The sequence below is a fragment of the Solimonas marina genome, from assembly GCF_012241385.1.
In the GTDB taxonomy this organism is placed as follows: Bacteria; Pseudomonadota; Gammaproteobacteria; order Nevskiales; family Nevskiaceae; genus Solimonas; species Solimonas marina.
The window spans coordinates 20806-36112 of record NZ_JAAVXB010000019.1 but is presented as its reverse complement, the minus strand read 5'-3'; the positions used below and the strand labels follow the sequence as shown (position 1 = coordinate 36112).

At 64.0% G+C, this 15307-nt stretch carries 13 protein-coding genes; 8 read left to right on the top strand and 5 right to left on the bottom strand.

Annotated features, from left to right (window positions below; all coding sequences use genetic code 11):
* Positions 1-72: 72 nt before the first annotated feature.
* On the bottom strand, positions 73-1269 hold the full coding sequence (locus G7Y82_RS20625; RefSeq protein WP_240954466.1) for a mannose-1-phosphate guanylyltransferase/mannose-6-phosphate isomerase: 1197 nt from the start codon (positions 1267-1269) through the stop codon (positions 73-75).
* A gap of 58 nt (positions 1270-1327) precedes the next feature.
* Positions 1328-2701, bottom strand: coding sequence for a phosphohexomutase domain-containing protein (locus G7Y82_RS20620; RefSeq protein ID WP_168150028.1), 1374 nt, complete (start codon positions 2699-2701; stop codon positions 1328-1330).
* Between the two features lie 173 nt (positions 2702-2874).
* Between G7Y82_RS20620 and G7Y82_RS20615 the strand changes: the two genes are divergently transcribed.
* Both G7Y82_RS20615 and G7Y82_RS20610 read left to right on the top strand, forming a co-directional pair.
* Positions 2875-3180, top strand: coding sequence for an H-NS histone family protein (locus G7Y82_RS20615; RefSeq protein ID WP_168150027.1), 306 nt, complete (start codon positions 2875-2877; stop codon positions 3178-3180).
* A gap of 533 nt (positions 3181-3713) precedes the next feature.
* On the top strand, positions 3714-4943 hold the full coding sequence (locus tag G7Y82_RS20610) for a Fic family protein (protein WP_168150026.1): 1230 nt from the start codon (positions 3714-3716) through the stop codon (positions 4941-4943).
* Positions 4944-5604: 661 nt separating this feature from the next.
* Here G7Y82_RS20610 and G7Y82_RS20605 read toward each other — a convergent pair.
* From G7Y82_RS20605 to G7Y82_RS20595, 3 genes are all read right to left on the bottom strand, one after another.
* On the bottom strand, positions 5605-6636 hold the full coding sequence (locus G7Y82_RS20605; protein ID WP_168150025.1) for an inorganic phosphate transporter: 1032 nt from the start codon (positions 6634-6636) through the stop codon (positions 5605-5607).
* A gap of 10 nt (positions 6637-6646) precedes the next feature.
* Entirely contained in the window at positions 6647-7285 is a 639-nt protein-coding gene (locus tag G7Y82_RS20600; protein ID WP_168150024.1) for a DUF47 domain-containing protein, read from the bottom strand.
* A 760-nt stretch (positions 7286-8045) separates the two neighbouring features.
* A complete protein-coding gene (locus tag G7Y82_RS20595) occupies positions 8046-8813 on the bottom strand; it encodes an inositol monophosphatase family protein (RefSeq protein WP_168150023.1) in 768 nt (255 codons plus the stop codon).
* 842 nt (positions 8814-9655) lie between these two features.
* On the opposite strand from G7Y82_RS20595, the gene G7Y82_RS20590 reads away from it, so the two are divergent.
* From G7Y82_RS20590 to G7Y82_RS20565, 6 genes are all read left to right on the top strand, one after another.
* Positions 9656-10441 (top strand): RNA methyltransferase, encoded by a 786-nt coding sequence (locus G7Y82_RS20590; protein WP_168150022.1) that lies wholly within the window; start codon positions 9656-9658, stop codon positions 10439-10441.
* Between the two features lie 120 nt (positions 10442-10561).
* Entirely contained in the window at positions 10562-11536 is a 975-nt protein-coding gene (gene galE, locus G7Y82_RS20585; RefSeq protein ID WP_168150021.1) for a UDP-glucose 4-epimerase GalE, read from the top strand.
* 91 nt (positions 11537-11627) lie between these two features.
* Complete coding sequence (locus G7Y82_RS20580) at positions 11628-12770, top strand: cysteine desulfurase family protein (RefSeq protein WP_168150020.1); 1143 nt, start codon at positions 11628-11630, stop codon at positions 12768-12770.
* Positions 12767-13930 carry an aminotransferase class V-fold PLP-dependent enzyme gene (locus G7Y82_RS20575; RefSeq protein WP_168150019.1) on the top strand — a complete coding sequence of 388 codons (1164 nt, stop codon included), beginning with the start codon at positions 12767-12769 and terminating at the stop codon, positions 13928-13930. The genes G7Y82_RS20580 and G7Y82_RS20575 overlap by 4 nt, the downstream gene beginning before the upstream one ends.
* The gene (locus tag G7Y82_RS20570; protein WP_168150018.1) at positions 13927-14334 is read left to right on the top strand and encodes an iron-sulfur cluster assembly scaffold protein; all 408 of its coding nucleotides are present in this window, start codon (positions 13927-13929) and stop codon (positions 14332-14334) included. The genes G7Y82_RS20575 and G7Y82_RS20570 overlap by 4 nt, the downstream gene beginning before the upstream one ends.
* Complete coding sequence (locus G7Y82_RS20565) at positions 14331-14654, top strand: HesB/IscA family protein (protein WP_168150017.1); 324 nt, start codon at positions 14331-14333, stop codon at positions 14652-14654. The genes G7Y82_RS20570 and G7Y82_RS20565 overlap by 4 nt, the downstream gene beginning before the upstream one ends.
* The last annotated feature ends 653 nt before the right edge of the window (positions 14655-15307 follow it).

Below are 15307 nucleotides of genomic sequence, written 5' to 3'. Positions count from 1 at the left end.
ACTCAAGTGCTTGTAAATTTCGCCCATCGCAACACCTTATCTGACTGCGGGTGTTGCACTTGATGGTTGAGGCTAAGGCTTCTCTCCGGGCTTGACCATGATGCGCTTGACCTGGAAACGACCGGCCAAGGCGATGGTTTCATACCAGCCCCAGGGGCGATAAACGCGCGGGTGATTTTGTGCCTCTGTACGCCCAGAGCTTTTCAGCTTCTGGACGATTTTTTTGACGTCTTGCGTGCGATTCCTTGGGGCGATCATGACTGCGTCGTCGGTTTCGACGACCACATGATTATCGACGCCGATCAAGCTGACGAGTCGCGAATGGGCGCTGATAAGATTGTTGTGCGCGTCTTCGAGAATGACGTCACCTCGCGCAACATTGCCGTCTTCGTCGGTAGGAGGCAGCGTACCGAGGTACTCCCAGCTCCCAACATCGTCCCAGCCCGCGTCCAGCGGCACGAGGGCGGCGAGGCTGGTTTTTTCCATCACGGCGTAATCGATTGAATCGTTGCGGCACTGCTCGAAGGCTTTCGCATCAAGGCGGACGAAGTCGAGATCGTGTTGACCGGCGGCGTACGCTTGTGCCGTGAGCTTTGCCATCTCGGGTTCGAACTGCTGTAGCTCGTTCAGGAATGTTGCGGTTCGGAACAAGAAAAGACCGCCATTCCAGAGATAGCCTCCGTCGCTCAGGAACTTCTCAGCCGTATCAAGGTTAGGCTTTTCGATGAACTTTGCGACTTGATGGGCGCCGTTGGCGAGTACATCGCCGCGCTTTAGATAGCCGTAACCGGTTTCAGCTCGAGTCGGGACAATGCCGAAGGTGACAATCCGGCCCAGGCTGGCGGCAGCAGAGGCTGTCACCACCGTCTGTACAAAAGCCTCGATATCTTTGACGGCGTGATCGGCCGCCATCAAGAAGACGAGGGTGTCGTCCCCGTACTTTGCTTTGGCAAACTCAGCAGCAACGCCCGCAGCCGGCGCGGTATTACGGCCCGCCGGTTCTAGCAGAATCGTGGCGTCCTTGATGCCGATTTGGCGTAATTGCTCAGCGGCAATGAAGCGGTGTTGATCGCCGCAAATTACAAGCGGCGGTAATGCCCCGGGAATTCGAGCGGCACGCAGCGCCGTATTTTGCAGCAACGATTTGTCATCGATCAGGCTCAGAAACTGTTTCGGATACTGCTCACGGGACTGTGGCCAGAGGCGGGTGCCGGAGCCGCCGGCCAGCAGGACGGGCAGAATACGGGCAGTGGATGACATCAAACTCATGTTGCGCTCCGATCAGCTCGCCGGCTCGGCGAGCGAAATATCCAATTCAAAAATATGCTCAATGCGCGGCAACGAGCTGGCCGCCGTGCCGTGCGATAGCTGCGAGTAGTTCGTCAGTGCGTGCTCGCATCAAAGACTCGTTGCCCCGTGACTCAACATTCAGCCGAAGTACCGGCTCGGTGTTGGAGCCGCGCAGATTGAAGCGCCAGTCTGCATACTCAACACTCAAGCCATCGGTCGTGTCGACGGTGCCATTGTCAGCATACTCGTTCCGGATAGCAGCAATCACTGTTCCAACGTCAGGAACTGTGCGGTTGATCTCACCGCTGGCGGGATAGAGCCCGACGCGTTCCTCGACAAGGACCGAAAGTGGCTTGCCGGATTGCACAACCAGCTTCGCGGCCAGCAGCCACGGCAGCATGCCGCTGTCGCAATAGGCAAAGTCCCGGAAGTAATGGTGGGCACTCATTTCACCGCCGTAGATCGCATCCTCTTTGCGCATCCGTTCTTTGATGAATGCGTGGCCGGTCTTGGATTGCACGGCAACGCCGTTGGCGGCCGAGACAACGTCGATGGTGTTCCACGTCAGTCGAGGATCATGCACGATACGTGCCCCTGGACTCTGCTTCAGCAGCGCCTCTGCGAGCAGGCCGACGATGTAATACCCTTCGATGAATGTGCCGCGTTCGTCGAAGAGGAAGCAGCGATCGAAGTCTCCATCCCAAGCGACGCCGAAGTCAGCATTGTGCTGGATGACAGCCTCCGAGGTGGCGGCTCGATTCTCAGGCAAGAGCGGGTTGGGAATGCCGTGGGGAAAGCTGCCGTCTGGCTCGAAATGGACCTTCACCAGGTCAAACGGGAGTTGCGGCTCTAAGGCGTCGAGCAGTGGGCCGGCCGCGCCGTTGCCTGGATTCACGACGATCTTCAGCCGCTTTTGTGCTGGGCTTGGGGCGTATTTCTTCAGAAACTCAACGAGTTCAGTGCGAAAGCTCGCCGGTGTCATTGCCGGCCGACCTTTGGGGGGTGTTGCGGTGGAGCTTGCGGTGAGTTGCTCCAGATCACGCAAACCTGAGTCGCCGGAGACGGGTATCGCGCCTCCGAGCACGAGCTTCATTCCGTTGTAATCGATCGGATTATGACTCGCCGTGACTTCAATCGCGCCATCGACTCCGGCTTGTTGCGCGGCCCAATATACCTCCTCCGTGCCGCACAATCCTAAATCAAGCACCTCCACGCCTGATTCGGCCAGGCCATGGGCCAGCGCATTCAGAAGGGCTTCGCTGGAATGCCGAATATCGCGCCCCAACGCGACCTTTCTCGGCGAAAAGCGTTTGGCGAACGCTAATCCCAGGCGGTAGGCGATATTTTCATTCAGCTCGTCCGGAACGCGTCCGCGAATGTCGTAGGCTTTGAAGCAGGCAAGTGATGACATGATCGTATTCTTTATAAAGATTACCGCGGAATGCTTGATTGGTTAACGCCACAAAAAGGGGGCTGCGGGAAACCACGGAAAACGTCACGGCCATACAGCGAATAGCGAGTTCTCCTATAATGGTCGGCGCTTTTACGCGTAGTATTCCGTACCTTTTTTATAAGAGAATAAACGTGGCGACTTATAGTGAATTACTGAAGCAGATTGAGGCTCTCACTCGTCAGGCGGAAGACGTCCGGCGCGCCGAACTGGATAAGGTGATCGCCGAAATCAAGGAGAAAATGGAGCAATTCGGCCTGACGCTTGAGGACCTCGGGGGGGCGAAATCATCGTCGCGCGCCAAGAAGAGTGCAAGCAAGGTTGCGGCCAAGTACCGCAACCCGGCTACCGGCGAAAGCTGGAGCGGCCGCGGCCGCACGCCAAAGTGGCTGGCCGACGCGGAAGCGGCGGGCAAGAGCCGCGAGAGCTTCGCGGTCTGAAGCTGCTTGATTGAAAGGCGCGCCGGGCAGACGTCCGGCGCGCTTTTTGTTTGCGCTGCTCATGGGAAGTGACGGGGCCGTATCAACGGTGCATATCAAGGTAAGTTGTCGCCCGGGTGTTCACGCTGCGCTCTGAAGGCAGCTTTGTGCGCGGCAAATGTACCGCGGCGAGCGGGCACCTCACCTCACCCAACCCTCTCCGCCCCGCCGGCGGAGAGGGCTTTCGCGGTGCTGCGCGCCGGGCTGCGGATCGGGGGCTTTCGCCTCGGCCCTGGCCGGTCCGGCTCCCCTCCGCCCGCTTGTGGGGGGAGGGGCTGGGGGAGGTGGGGGCTGGAAGGCCGCGCCGCGCTCTGCAGCTGCACGGCGGCGAGCTGGTATCCCGCCTCACCCAATCTTCTCCGCCCCCGGCTGGCGGAGAGGGCACATCTTCTGACTGGGTTGATGGCGCACTTGTCTGATCCGGCCATGAAAGCGGGCGTGAGGAGGCTATAAATTTGCTCGTAAATACAATAATTACATGATAATAATGGAACATGAGCGAAGAAAAATCGGACATGGAAGCGGACATAGATGCGCCTGTTGACCGCGGTGAAATGCCGACGGCGATGGAGCCGCTGCTGATCCGGGCGAGTTCCGCGCATCGATCGCGGCTGGCCGACCTCGCCGTTGAGCTGGTGGAGAAATCGACCGGACTGAGCCGCAGCCTGCCGCCGCAGATGACGCGGGCGCTGGCTGCGATGGTGCGCGCGATGAACTGCTATTACAGCAATCTGATCGAAGGCCACGATACACATCCGGTCGACATCGAGCGTGCTCTCAATGAGGACTACAGCCGCGACCCGAAAAAGCGTGATCTCCAGATGGAGGCCAGGGCGCATATCGAAGTGCAGCAGTGGATCGACGAAGGCGGTTTGCCCGGCCCGGCCACATCCGAAGCCGCGATTCTCGCGATGCACCGACGCTTCTGCGAACGTCTGCCGGACGAACTGCTGTGGGTCGAGAATCCGGACACTGGTGAACGCATCCGCGTGATGCCGGGTTGCCTGCGCCATCGTGACGTGGCCGTGGGGCAGCATATCCCTGTCAGCCCCGGCGCCTTGCCCCGTTTCATGCGGCGCTTTGAGGAGGGCTACGCCAGGCTAGGCAAGGTGGACACGATCATTGCGGCGGCGACCGCGCATCATCGCCTGCTGTGGATGCATCCGTTTCTGGACGGGAACGGCCGCGTCGCGCGTCTGATGTCGTACGCCATCCTGCACGAGGCGATGAATACCGGCGGCATCTGGTCGGTGGCACGCGGGCTTGCCCGGCGGGAGCAAGCCTATAAAGCCCATTTGGCCGCCTGTGACGAGCCACGCCACGGCGACTATGACGGGCGCGGCAATCTCAGTGAGTCGCGTCTGGCCGAGTTTGCCGTGTTCTTTTTGGAAACCTGCATCGACCAGATCGATTTCATGGAATCGCTGATCCAGCCTGAGCGTTTACGCCACCGCATCCTGATCTGGGCCGAGGAAGAAATCCGGCTAGGGAGCTTGCCTCCGCGTGCGGACGCGGTGCTCGATGCGGTGCTGTATCGCGGGGAACTGCCGCGCGCGGATGTCCTCAAGGTTCTGGGCACTGGTGATCGGCAGGCCCGCCGGATCACGTCGGCCTTGCTGGATGCAGGCGTGCTGATAGCGACTTCAACCCGTGCGCCCCTGCATCTGGCGTTTCCTGCCCGGCTTGCGGCGCGCTGGTTGCCGGGGCTGTTTCCGGATCAATAAAAAATTCCGCAGGCAGAGGTGAGGGGTGAGGGTGCGGCGACAGTTGCGCGTGCGCTTTTCTCCCCTCCGCCCGCGTGCGGGGGGAGGGGCTGGGGGAGGTGGGCGCTGGAAGGTGGCGCTGTGCTCTGCAGCTGTACCGCGGCGAGCGGGCACCCCACCTCACCCAACCCTCTCCGCCCCGCTGGCGGAGAGGGCTTTTCGACGGCGCCCCGAAATCGGAGTTGCTGGCTCTCGTCTCGGTCCTCACGGGCCTAACTCCCCTCCGCCCGCGTGCGGGGGGAGGGGCTGGGGGAGGTGGGTGCCGGAAGGCCGCGCCGTGCTCCGCAGCTGTACTGCGGCGAGCAGGCACCCCACCTCACCCAACCCTCTCCGCCCCGCTGGCGGAGAGGGCTTTGTGGGATCTGCAGCTTCCGCACGTGACGGAACGTCTGTGTCTTGCTGGTGGAGCAGGCTTTTCGAGGTGGTGTGCACGGAGCGTTGAATCGGCCGCTTCCGCTTCGGCATGCGTCAATCCCACTTCCCTCCGCCCGCGTGCGGGGTGGGAGGGGCTGGGGCAGGTGGGCGCCGGAAAGTATCTGCCAGGCGTTGCTGTCACCGCCTCTGCATGCTCCGCAGTACATGCTCCGCAGTAAAAGAAGAAACGAGACCGCGACCGTCGTGCCTACAAGATCCAACGCCCGATTTTCCAGGCGATCGCCGAGATGATCGCGGCGGCCGGGATGGTCAGCGCCCAGGCCCAGACGATGGAGCCGGCGACGCCCCAGCGCACTGCGGAGAAGCGGCGCGTGGCGCCGACGCCCATGATGGCACCGGTGATGGTGTGCGTGGTCGACACCGGGATGCCGAAGCCGGACGCGATGAACAGCGTTGTGGCGCCGCCGACTTCGGCGCAGAAGCCGCCGATGGGCTTGAGTTTGGTGATTTTCTGGCCCATGGTTTTGACGATGCGCCAGCCGCCGAACATGGTGCCGGTGCCGATCGTGATGTAGCAGGCCGCGACGATCCAGCCGGGGAGGTGGTCGGGATGAGCATGCATCCAGTGCGGAAGAATGGTGGGGTCCTGCGCGGTCGTGGCGATCAGCAGCATCCAGATGATGCCGGCGGTCTTCTGCGCGTCATTGCCGCCGTGGCCAAGGCTGTAGAGTGAGGCGGAAAGCAGCTGCAGGCGCCGGAACAGCTTGTCGACGCGGCGCTGCGTGGAGTGAAAGAACATCCAGCTCACGGCCAGTGTGAGGATGGAGCCGAGCACGAAGCCCAGCAGGGGCGAGATGACGATGAAGGCGATCGTCTTCAGCAGGCCCGACCAGATCAGCGAGTGAAAGCCGCCTTTGCACAGGCCGGCGCCGACCAGGCCGCCGATCAGTGCGTGCGACGAGCTCGAGGGCAGGCCGAAGTACCAGGTGATGAGGTTCCAGGCGATGGCGCCCGCCAGCGCGCCGAAGATCACATAGTGATCAATGATGCTGGGGTCTATCGTGCCTTTGCCGATCGTGGCCGCGACTTTCAGCGGGAAGATGAAGTAGGCGAGGAAGTTGAACGCCGCGGCGAAGACGACGGCGATCTGCGGTTTGAGCACGCCGGTGGAGACGACGGTGGCGATCGAGTTGGCGGCGTCATGAAAGCCGTTGATGAAATCGAAGGCCAGCGCCAGCAGGATCAGAAACAGAATGACGTGCAGTGTCACGTGGTCCATGCCGCGGACCTCAAGCGTTTTCGAGCACGATCGATTCGAGCATGTTGCCGACGTCGTCGCAGTGGTCGGTGACCATCTCCAGCGATTCGTACAGATCCTTGAGCTTGATCAGCTGACGGACGTCGGGCTCGGTGCGGAATATCTTCGACAGCGACTCGCGCAAGACCTGATCGGCGTCGGCTTCCAGGGTGCCGATGTCACGCGTGGCGACCATGATCTTGCGGCTGTTGTCCATATCCGAGAGCAGCGCGACCGCCTCGGCAACCTTGCGCGCCGAGTCGAGGATGATCTCGGCGAAGCGCACGGCTTCCGGCGTGCTGTCGCGCAGGTCGTAGGTGTCGATCATCTGCGCCGCGGCCTGGATCATGTCGATGACATCATCGAGGCGTGAGATCAGCTGGTGAATCTCGTCGCGGTCCAGCGGTGTGATGAACGTCGAATGCAGCAGCGCGACGGTTTGATGCGTGATCTTGTCGGCGCGGTCCTCGATCGCATCGATCTCTGCCGCATGTGCCTGTGACCGGTCAGCGTCGCGGCCCAGCGTCCGCATGAGTCCGAGCAGGTGCTCGGCGCCCAGCACGATCTGCTCAGCGTGCGCATTGAAGAGATCGAAGAACTTCCCCTCGCGGGGCATCAGACGGCCAAGCATGAAGAGTCCTGTGCGTCGGAAAGCGGGCGCATGGCAAAGGGATATTTTTACATTTTTATGACAGTCCGCGTGTCATCCAGCGGCGCTCGTGCGTCACGCATCCCCACCTCACCCAAACCCTCTCCGCCCCGCTGGCGGAGAGGGCTTTGTGGCATCTGCAGCTTCCGCACGTGACGGAACGTCTGCTCTGTCTCGCTGGTGGAGCGGGCTTTTCGGGGTGGTGCGTACGAGCGTCGGATCGATGGCTTCTGCTTCGGCACGCGGCAATCCAACTCCCCTCCGCCCACTTGTGGGGGGAGGGGGTGCAGGAAGGCAGCGTCGCGCTGCAGCTGCACTGCGGCGAGCTAGAACCCCACCTCACCCAACCCTCTCCGCCCCGCTGGCGGAGAGGGCTTTGTGGGATCTGCGGCTTCCGCGCGTGACGGAATGTCTGTTCTGTCTCGCTGATGGAGCAGGCTTTTCGAGATGGTGCGCACGGAGCGTCGGATCGATGGCTTCTGCTGCTTCGTCGCGCGGCGATCCAACTCCCCTCCGCCCGCGTGCGGGGGGAGGGGCTGGGGGAGGTGGGTGCCGGAAGGCGGCACTATGCCTTGCAGCTGCGTCGCGACGAGCGGCGCACATCACTCTGGCCCGAGAGCGCCGCCGTACGGAGGGAGAGGATTCGCAGCCTTTTGCCTTCTGCGTTGCTGATGGAAGCGGGTTTTGGTGCGGCAGTGAGCGGACTTCGTCGTCACCCTTGCTGCCGCCGGAATGCCTGCGCCTAACGCAGCAATGCGCGCAAATCGCTGTCGAGCTTGATCGTCGTCGCGAGGACGTGACCGTCGGGAAGAGGGTCGTCGCTGCCGTCCAGTGCGCGAACGATGCCGCCCGCCTCGCGGACCATGACCACGCCGGCGGCCATGTCCCAGGGCTTGAGATTGAACTCCCAGAAGCCGTCGAGCCGGCCGGCGGCCACGTAGGCCAGGTCCAGCGCTGCCGAGCCGGCGCGGCGCACGCCGGCGGTGTTGGCGGCGATGTTGCGCAGCATCGGTGTGTAACGGTCGAGGAATTCCTCGCGCAGCGGCACGCCGGTGCCGATCAGCGCCTGCTCCATGTCCTTGTTCTGGCTGACGCGAATGCGGCGATTGTTCAGGGTGGCGCCCGAGCCGTTGGAGGCGACATACAAGTCTTGCGTGCAGGGGGCGTAGATCACGCCGTGCTCAAGCTTGCCGCGCACCTGAATGCCGATCGACACGGCGAAGTGCGGAATGCTGTGCAGGAAGTTGGTTGTGCCGTCGAGCGGATCAATGATCCACATCACCTCGTTTTCACCGTCCGGCCCGCTTTCCTCGGCGAGGATGGCGTGCTGCGGATAGGCCTTGCGGATCAGGCGGATGATTTCCTGCTCCGCGCCGCGATCGACCTGCGTGACGAAGTCGTTCTTCGCCTTGCGCTCGATCTTCAGCAGATCCGTGCGCTCGTAGTGGCGCATGATGAAATTGCCGGCCGAGCGGGCGGCTGAAACGGCGATATTGACCAGCGGGTGCATGACGGGCCGGGACTTAAAGAAACGGGGAGGGAGACGCATAGGATAACAGAGCGTCGGCCCTGCACGGGACGCCGCCGGTGGATGCCGGCGCATCTGATGCTACTGCGCAGCATGGCGCTGCCTTCCGGCGCCCACCTCCCCCAGCCCCTCCCCCCGCAAGCGGGCGGAGGGGAGTAAAAACACATTCGTGCCCACGGCACCATCTAAAGCCCTCTCCGCCAGCGGGGCGGAGAGGGTTGGGTGAGGTGGGGTGCGTGATGCTCCGGGTGCGGCTGGAAGGAAGGGCGATGCTTTCCGGCGCCCACCTCGCCCAGCCTCTCCCCTGCACGCGGGTGGAGAGGAGCAAAAACACATTCGCGCCCGCGGCGCCATCTGAAGCCCTCTCCGCCAGTGGGGCGGAGAGGGTTGGGTGAGGTGGGTGCATGACGCTCCGGATGCGGCTGAAAGGAAGGGCGACGCTTTCCGGCGCCCACCTCGCCCAGCCGCTCCCCCCGCAAGCGGGCGGAGGGGAGTAAAAACACATTCGTGCCCACGGCACCATCTAAAGCCCTCTCCGCCAGCGGGGCGGAGAGGGTTGGGTGAGGTGGGGTGCGTGACGCTCCGGACGCTGCTGGAAGAACAAGTGACGCTTTCCGACGCCCACTTCCCCTCCAACCGCTTGCGCGAGGGGAGTCAAAGCACGTCGCTCCGCTGGGCAATCGGGCCACGCTCGACCGTGGCACCGGCCTTGCCGACGCTTCGACGGCTTGACGCCCCGGCGCCCGCAGGGACAATGGCGGCCGCCTTTCGGGGCCTCGGGCGTGTGCCGGAGGCGCCGCTTCCTTATTCGAAAGCTGCCGACCATGATCGATCCTGCCACCCCCGCGCTCGCCAATATCCGCATCGTGCTGGTCAAGACCCAGCATCCGGGCAATATCGGCTCGACCGCCCGCGCGATGCTGACCATGGGCCTCGCCGAGCTGGTGCTGGTGCGGCCGGAGCGCTTTCCGCATCCACAGGCGCGGATGACCGCGGCGCACGCCGAACCCGTCATCGCGCAGGCCCGCGTCGTCGAAACCCTGGCCGAGGCGGTCGAGGGCTGCGGCTGGGTCGTCGGCAGCTCGGCGCGTCCGCGGCACCTCGGCGATGAGCCCTTGCGTCCCTGGGACGCGGCGTCGCGTGCGGTGTCGACCGCAGCCACCGCCAAGGTGGCGGTGGTGTTCGGCTGCGAGCGCACGGGCCTGACCAACGAGGAGCTGGACCTGTGCCATGCCGTGACCATGATTCCGGCCAATCCGGGCTATAGCTCCTTGAACCTCTCGCAGGCGGTGCAGGTGCTGGCCTACGAGTTGCGCAAGGCGGCGTTGCCGGAGGTGCCGGCCGTCGCGACCAAGCAGAATCTGCCGGGCTACGAGCCGCCGGGCGCCGAGGAGCTGGAGCATTTCTACGCGCACCTCGAACGCATTCTGCTGTCGACTGGCTTTCTCGATCCGGCCAACCCGCGCATGCTGATGCGCCGCCTGCGCCAGCTGTTCAACCGCGCCGGGCCTGATCGCAACGAGCTGAACATCCTGCGCGGCATCCTGACGTCGGTGGAAAAGCCCAAGCAGCGTCGCGTGCCGCTGCCGCCAGATCAGGCGAATGAGTGACGAGGTCGGGGTGTTTCGATCGGGTACTATCGTTCCGGAGCTTGACCATGCAGGCGCGGCGCCGCGGCGTGTTACTTGCATGAAATCAAGCAGGATCGTGCAGCAACGAGGAATCGCTTAGTGAATGTTCTGGTTGCCGGTGGGGCGGGCTACATCGGCTCTCATATGTGCAAGCGGCTTGCAGAAGCAGGCCATCGAGTCGTGGTGCTCGATAATTTGTCCACTGGCCATCGCGCGGCCGTGCAGTGGGGCGAATTGGTCCAGGCGTCGCTGGGCGATACGGCCGTTGTGAAAGATGCGCTGAAGCGTTACCAGATCGATGCGGTGATGCATTTCGCGGCCAGTTCATTGGTTGGCGAGTCAATGAAGGATCCGTATCGTTACTACGAGAACAACGTCATTGCGACGCTGCATTTACTGCAGGCAATGAAGGACGTTGGCATCGATCGCTTTGTGTTCTCGTCCACCGCTGCGGTTTTTGGGGAGCCAGAGCGCGATCTCATTGACGAGGCGCACAGTTGCACACCCATCAACCCGTATGGCAACTCGAAACTTGCGGTTGAATTGATTCTCGACGATGCGGCGCGCGCCTATGGCCTCAAGGCTACGGCACTTCGCTATTTCAACGCCGCGGGGGCGTGCTCGTCCGGCGTGATCGGCGAATCACATTCGCCAGAGACGCACCTGATTCCCAAGATCCTGCGCCGTGCGGCGGGCGAATCGATCGAAGTGCGCGTGTTTGGCAACGATTACAAGACGCGTGATGGCACCTGCATCCGCGATTATGTGCATGTCTGCGATCTGGCGGACGCACATCTTCACGCGTTGGATTACATCTCGGCGCAGCCGGGGTTCCACCGGTTCAACCTGGGCAATGGCGCCGGCTACACCGTGCTCGAGGTCCTCAACGCCGCGGAGGCGATTATTGGTCGCCCATTGGCCATCCCATATGGCCCGCGTCGCGCCGGCGATCCCGCCATCCTCGTCGCCAGCAGCGAAAAGGCGCGCCGGGTCCTCGGTTGGAAGCCACAACGTGCGGATATCCGCCAAATTGTCGGTGACGCCTGGGCTTGGCATCAGGCTCCTGCATATTGAGGCCTGGCGTCGCGTCGGCGGCTGCCTTCCTTCTCTGAACGACCGTCGCGCTCGCGCGTAAAATACCGGGGCTTTCATTTCGAGCCCACGCATGCCGGTCTACTTCGACAACAACGCCACCACGCGCCTTGATCCGCGGGTGCTCGAGGCGATGCTGCCGTATTTGTCCGGGCCGTACGGCAATGCCTCGTCCTTGCATCGCTTCGGGCGCGCGGCGCGCGATGCGGTGGAGCGGGCGCGGGAGCAGCTGGCGATGCTGGCCGGCTGCCAGTCGCGCGAGATCATCTGGACGTCCGGCGGCACCGAGTCCGACAACCTGGCGCTGAAGGGCGTGACCGAGGGCGCGCTGCCGACGCGGGTGCTGTACGGCGCGACCGAGCATCCGGCGGTACTGGAGACGGCCGAGGCGCTGCGCGCGCGCGGCTGGGGTGTGGAGACGGTCGCCATCGGCCGCGACGGCTTGATCGATGGGCCGCGCTTTGAGCGCCAGCTCGCGGCCGGGCCGGTGCGCCTGGTCTCGCTGATGCGCGTCAACAACGAAACCGGCGTGATTCAGGACGTCGCGCGCGCGGTCGATCCGGTGCATGCCGCCGGCGGCTGGTTGCACGTCGACGCCGTGCAGGCGTTGGGCAAGATTCCGCTCGATTTCACGGCGCTGCGTGCCGATTTGATGAGTGTGTCCAGTCACAAGATCTATGGCCCGAAAGGCATCGGCGCGCTGATCGTGCGGGCTGATGTCGAGCTGGCGCCGCTGCATCACGGCGGGGTGCAGGAACGCGGCCTGCGCGGTGGCACCGAAAACGTCGCGTCCATCGTCGGCTTCGGCGCTGCGGCGGAACTGGCGCTGCAAGAGCTGGATGCGCGCGCCGCCCACACGCAATCCTTGCGTGAGCAGTTGGAGTCGGGCTTGCGCAGCCTGCCGGGTGTGCAGATCTTTGCCGATGGCGCGCCGAAGGCACCGAACACGGTGCAGTTCGCCGTCGCCGGCTATCACGGCGAGGCGCTGCTGATGCAGCTCGACCGCAAGGGTTTCGCGGTGTCGAGTGGCTCGGCCTGTTCGAGCGGCAAGGGCGAGCCCAGTCATGTACTGCTCGGCATGGGCATCGCCTACGAGGTCGCCGACGGCGCGGTCCGCGTCAGTTTCGGCAAGGACAACAGCGCTGCCGAGGTCGAGCAGTTTCTGGCCGCGCTGGCGGCGATCACGCAAGCGGCGATGCCGGCCATGCAGCCATGATCTATCTCGATTACGCGGCGACCACGCCGCTCGATCCGCGGGTGCGCGATGCCATGCTGCCGTGGCTCGATGCGGAGACGCATTTCGGCAATCCCGCATCCGATCACGCGATGGGCCGCTCGGCGCGGGCGGCGGTCGAGCAGGCGCGCACCGAGGTCGCGGCGTTGCTCGGCTGCGGCCCCGACGAAATCGTCTGGACCTCCGGCGCGACGGAGTCGAACAATCTGGCGATCAAGGGCGCGCTGGAATTCCGTGGGCTGCAAGGTGCGCACCTCGTCACCAGCCGCATCGAACACAAGGCGGTGCTGGATACCTGCCGCTATCTGGAGACGCAGGGTCTGCGCGTGACCTACCTGACGCCGCAGGCCGACGGACTGATCGCGGCCGAGCAGGTGTTGGCGGCGCTGCGTCCGGAAACGGCGATGGTGTCGCTGATGTGGGTCAACAACGAAACCGGCGCGATCAACCCGGTGGCTGCCCTGGCGTCGCAGCTGCGCGAGCGCGGCGTGCTGTTTCATGTCGACGCGGTGCAGGCGGCCGGCAAGCTGGCCATCGACCTGGCGCAGACGCCGATCGATCTGCTGTCGGTATCCGGCCACAAGCTCTACGGGCCGAAAGGCATTGGCGCGCTGTTCGTGCGCAAGCGGCCGCGCGCGCGGCTGGCGCCGCAAATCCATGGTGGCGGACACGAGCAGGGCATGCGTTCCGGCACGCTGGCGACGCAGCAGATCGTCGGCTGTGGCATGGCCTTCCGTCTGGCGGGTGAAGCCATGGCCGACGAGGCGCACCGCCTGCTCGCGCTGCGCGAGCGGCTGTGGACGGCGCTGCAGGTGCTGCCGCGCATTTATCGCAACAGCCCGGCTGAAGCGGGCGTGCCGGGGATACTCAACGTCAGCTTCGACGGTGCCGAGGGCGAGTCGCTGCGCGCGATGTTGCCGGCGCTGATGGTGTCGAGCGGGTCAGCGTGCTCGTCGGCGACGCGCGAGCCGTCGTACGTGCTGCGTGCGCTGGGCCGCGACGACGAGTTGGCCGGCTCGTCGCTGCGCCTGTCGATGGGGCGCTTCACGACGTCGGCGCAGGTCGACGCCGCCGCCGCGCAGGTCGTCGAGGCGGTCACGCGTCTGCGCGCCTGGTCGCCGCTGTGGGACGCCGCCGCATGATCGCCGAGCCCACCGTCAACGTGTTCGGCTATCCAGCGCCGGTCTGGCAGCGGTTTCGCGCGCCGCGCCACGCCGGCCGGCTGCCGGCCGATGCGATCGGGGTGGTCGAGGCGCAGGCGGGCAGCGCGGCGGCGCGGACCATGCTGCGTCTGCAGCTTGCGCCCGGCACGGGCCAAGCGCGGTTCCAGGCCTACGGTTGCCCGGTGACGATCGCGGTCGGCGAATGGCTGGCTGAGCAGATCGAGCGCCGGCCGTTCGTCGAGTGGTCGCGGATCGAGGCGTCGGAGATCCGTGAAGTCCTTGAAATTCCGGAGGACAAACTCCATTGTGCCCTTATGGGCGAAGACAGCCTGCGCGCTCTTGCGCAGCAGATCCCGCCGTCAGATGTGAGCAAGACGTCATGAGCATTCAGTTGACCGAGAGCGCCGCCCGGCGCATCAACCAGCAGATCGAAAAGCGTGGCAGCGGCCTGGGCCTGCGTGTCGGCGTGCGCAAGTCCGGCTGTTCCGGCTATGCCTACACGATGGATTACGCCGACGAAATCGGCTCCGACGATGTGGTGTTCGAGCAGCATGGCTCCAAGCTGGTCGTGCGGCCGGATCACCTGCCGATGCTGGAAGGCATGACGCTGGACTTCCAGAAGCAAGGCCTCAACGAGTCGTTCAAGTTCCTGAATCCGAACGTCACCGCGCAGTGCGGTTGCGGAGAAAGCTTCGCGGTCTGAGGCGGTCAGGCGTTTTCGCGCAGTGGGCGGGCGCGTGCGTGCCTCGATACACCGCCTTCGGCGGCACTCGGCATGAGCGGAATGGTGGGGGCTCCACAAGCATTACCTGCCGTTCGTCCCGAGTGATCGCGTAGCGGTCGTATCGAGGGGACTCTGAAGTTGCGGGCATGTGCGTGCCTCGATACGCCGCCTTCGGCGGCATTCGGCATGAGCGGGACGGTGGAAGGCTCCACAAGCATCACCCGCCGTTCGCCCCGAGTGATCGCGCAGCGATCGGTATCGAGGACTCTGAAGTTGCGGGCATGTGCGTGCCTCGATACGCCGCCTTCGGCGGCATTCGGTATGAGCGGGACGGTGGAAGGCTCCACAAGCATCACCCGCCGTTCGCCCCGAGTGATCGCGTAGCGATCGGTATCGAGAGGGCTCTGAAGGTGCGGGTGTGTGCGTGCTTCGATGCACCGCCTTTGGCGGCACTCGGCATGAGCGGGACGGTGGGAGGCTTCACAAGCATTACCTGCCGTTCGCCCCGAGTGATCGCGTAGCGATCGGTATCGAGAGGGCTCTGAAGGTGCGGGCATGTGCGCGCCTCGATACACCGCCTTCGGCGGCACTCGGCATGAACGGCGTGGTGGGGGCTCCACATATGAGCGGTT

What these genes read in the sequence shown, in the direction of transcription:
- G7Y82_RS20625 (WP_240954466.1), bottom strand. Translation starts at nt 1,269, where the DNA reads ATGAGTTTGATGTCATCCACTGCCCGTATTCTGCCCGTCCTGCTGGCC.
- G7Y82_RS20620 (WP_168150028.1), bottom strand. Translation starts at nt 2,701, where the DNA reads ATGTCATCACTTGCCTGCTTCAAAGCCTACGACATTCGCGGACGCGTT.
- G7Y82_RS20610 (WP_168150026.1), top strand. Translation starts at nt 3,714, where the DNA reads ATGAGCGAAGAAAAATCGGACATGGAAGCGGACATAGATGCGCCTGTT.
- G7Y82_RS20605 (WP_168150025.1), bottom strand. Translation starts at nt 6,636, where the DNA reads ATGGACCACGTGACACTGCACGTCATTCTGTTTCTGATCCTGCTGGCG.
- G7Y82_RS20600 (WP_168150024.1), bottom strand. Translation starts at nt 7,285, where the DNA reads ATGCTTGGCCGTCTGATGCCCCGCGAGGGGAAGTTCTTCGATCTCTTC.
- G7Y82_RS20595 (WP_168150023.1), bottom strand. Translation starts at nt 8,813, where the DNA reads ATGCACCCGCTGGTCAATATCGCCGTTTCAGCCGCCCGCTCGGCCGGC.
- G7Y82_RS20590 (WP_168150022.1), top strand. Translation starts at nt 9,656, where the DNA reads ATGATCGATCCTGCCACCCCCGCGCTCGCCAATATCCGCATCGTGCTG.
- G7Y82_RS20580 (WP_168150020.1), top strand. Translation starts at nt 11,628, where the DNA reads ATGCCGGTCTACTTCGACAACAACGCCACCACGCGCCTTGATCCGCGG.
- G7Y82_RS20575 (WP_168150019.1), top strand. Translation starts at nt 12,767, where the DNA reads ATGATCTATCTCGATTACGCGGCGACCACGCCGCTCGATCCGCGGGTG.
- G7Y82_RS20570 (WP_168150018.1), top strand. Translation starts at nt 13,927, where the DNA reads ATGATCGCCGAGCCCACCGTCAACGTGTTCGGCTATCCAGCGCCGGTC.
- G7Y82_RS20565 (WP_168150017.1), top strand. Translation starts at nt 14,331, where the DNA reads ATGAGCATTCAGTTGACCGAGAGCGCCGCCCGGCGCATCAACCAGCAG.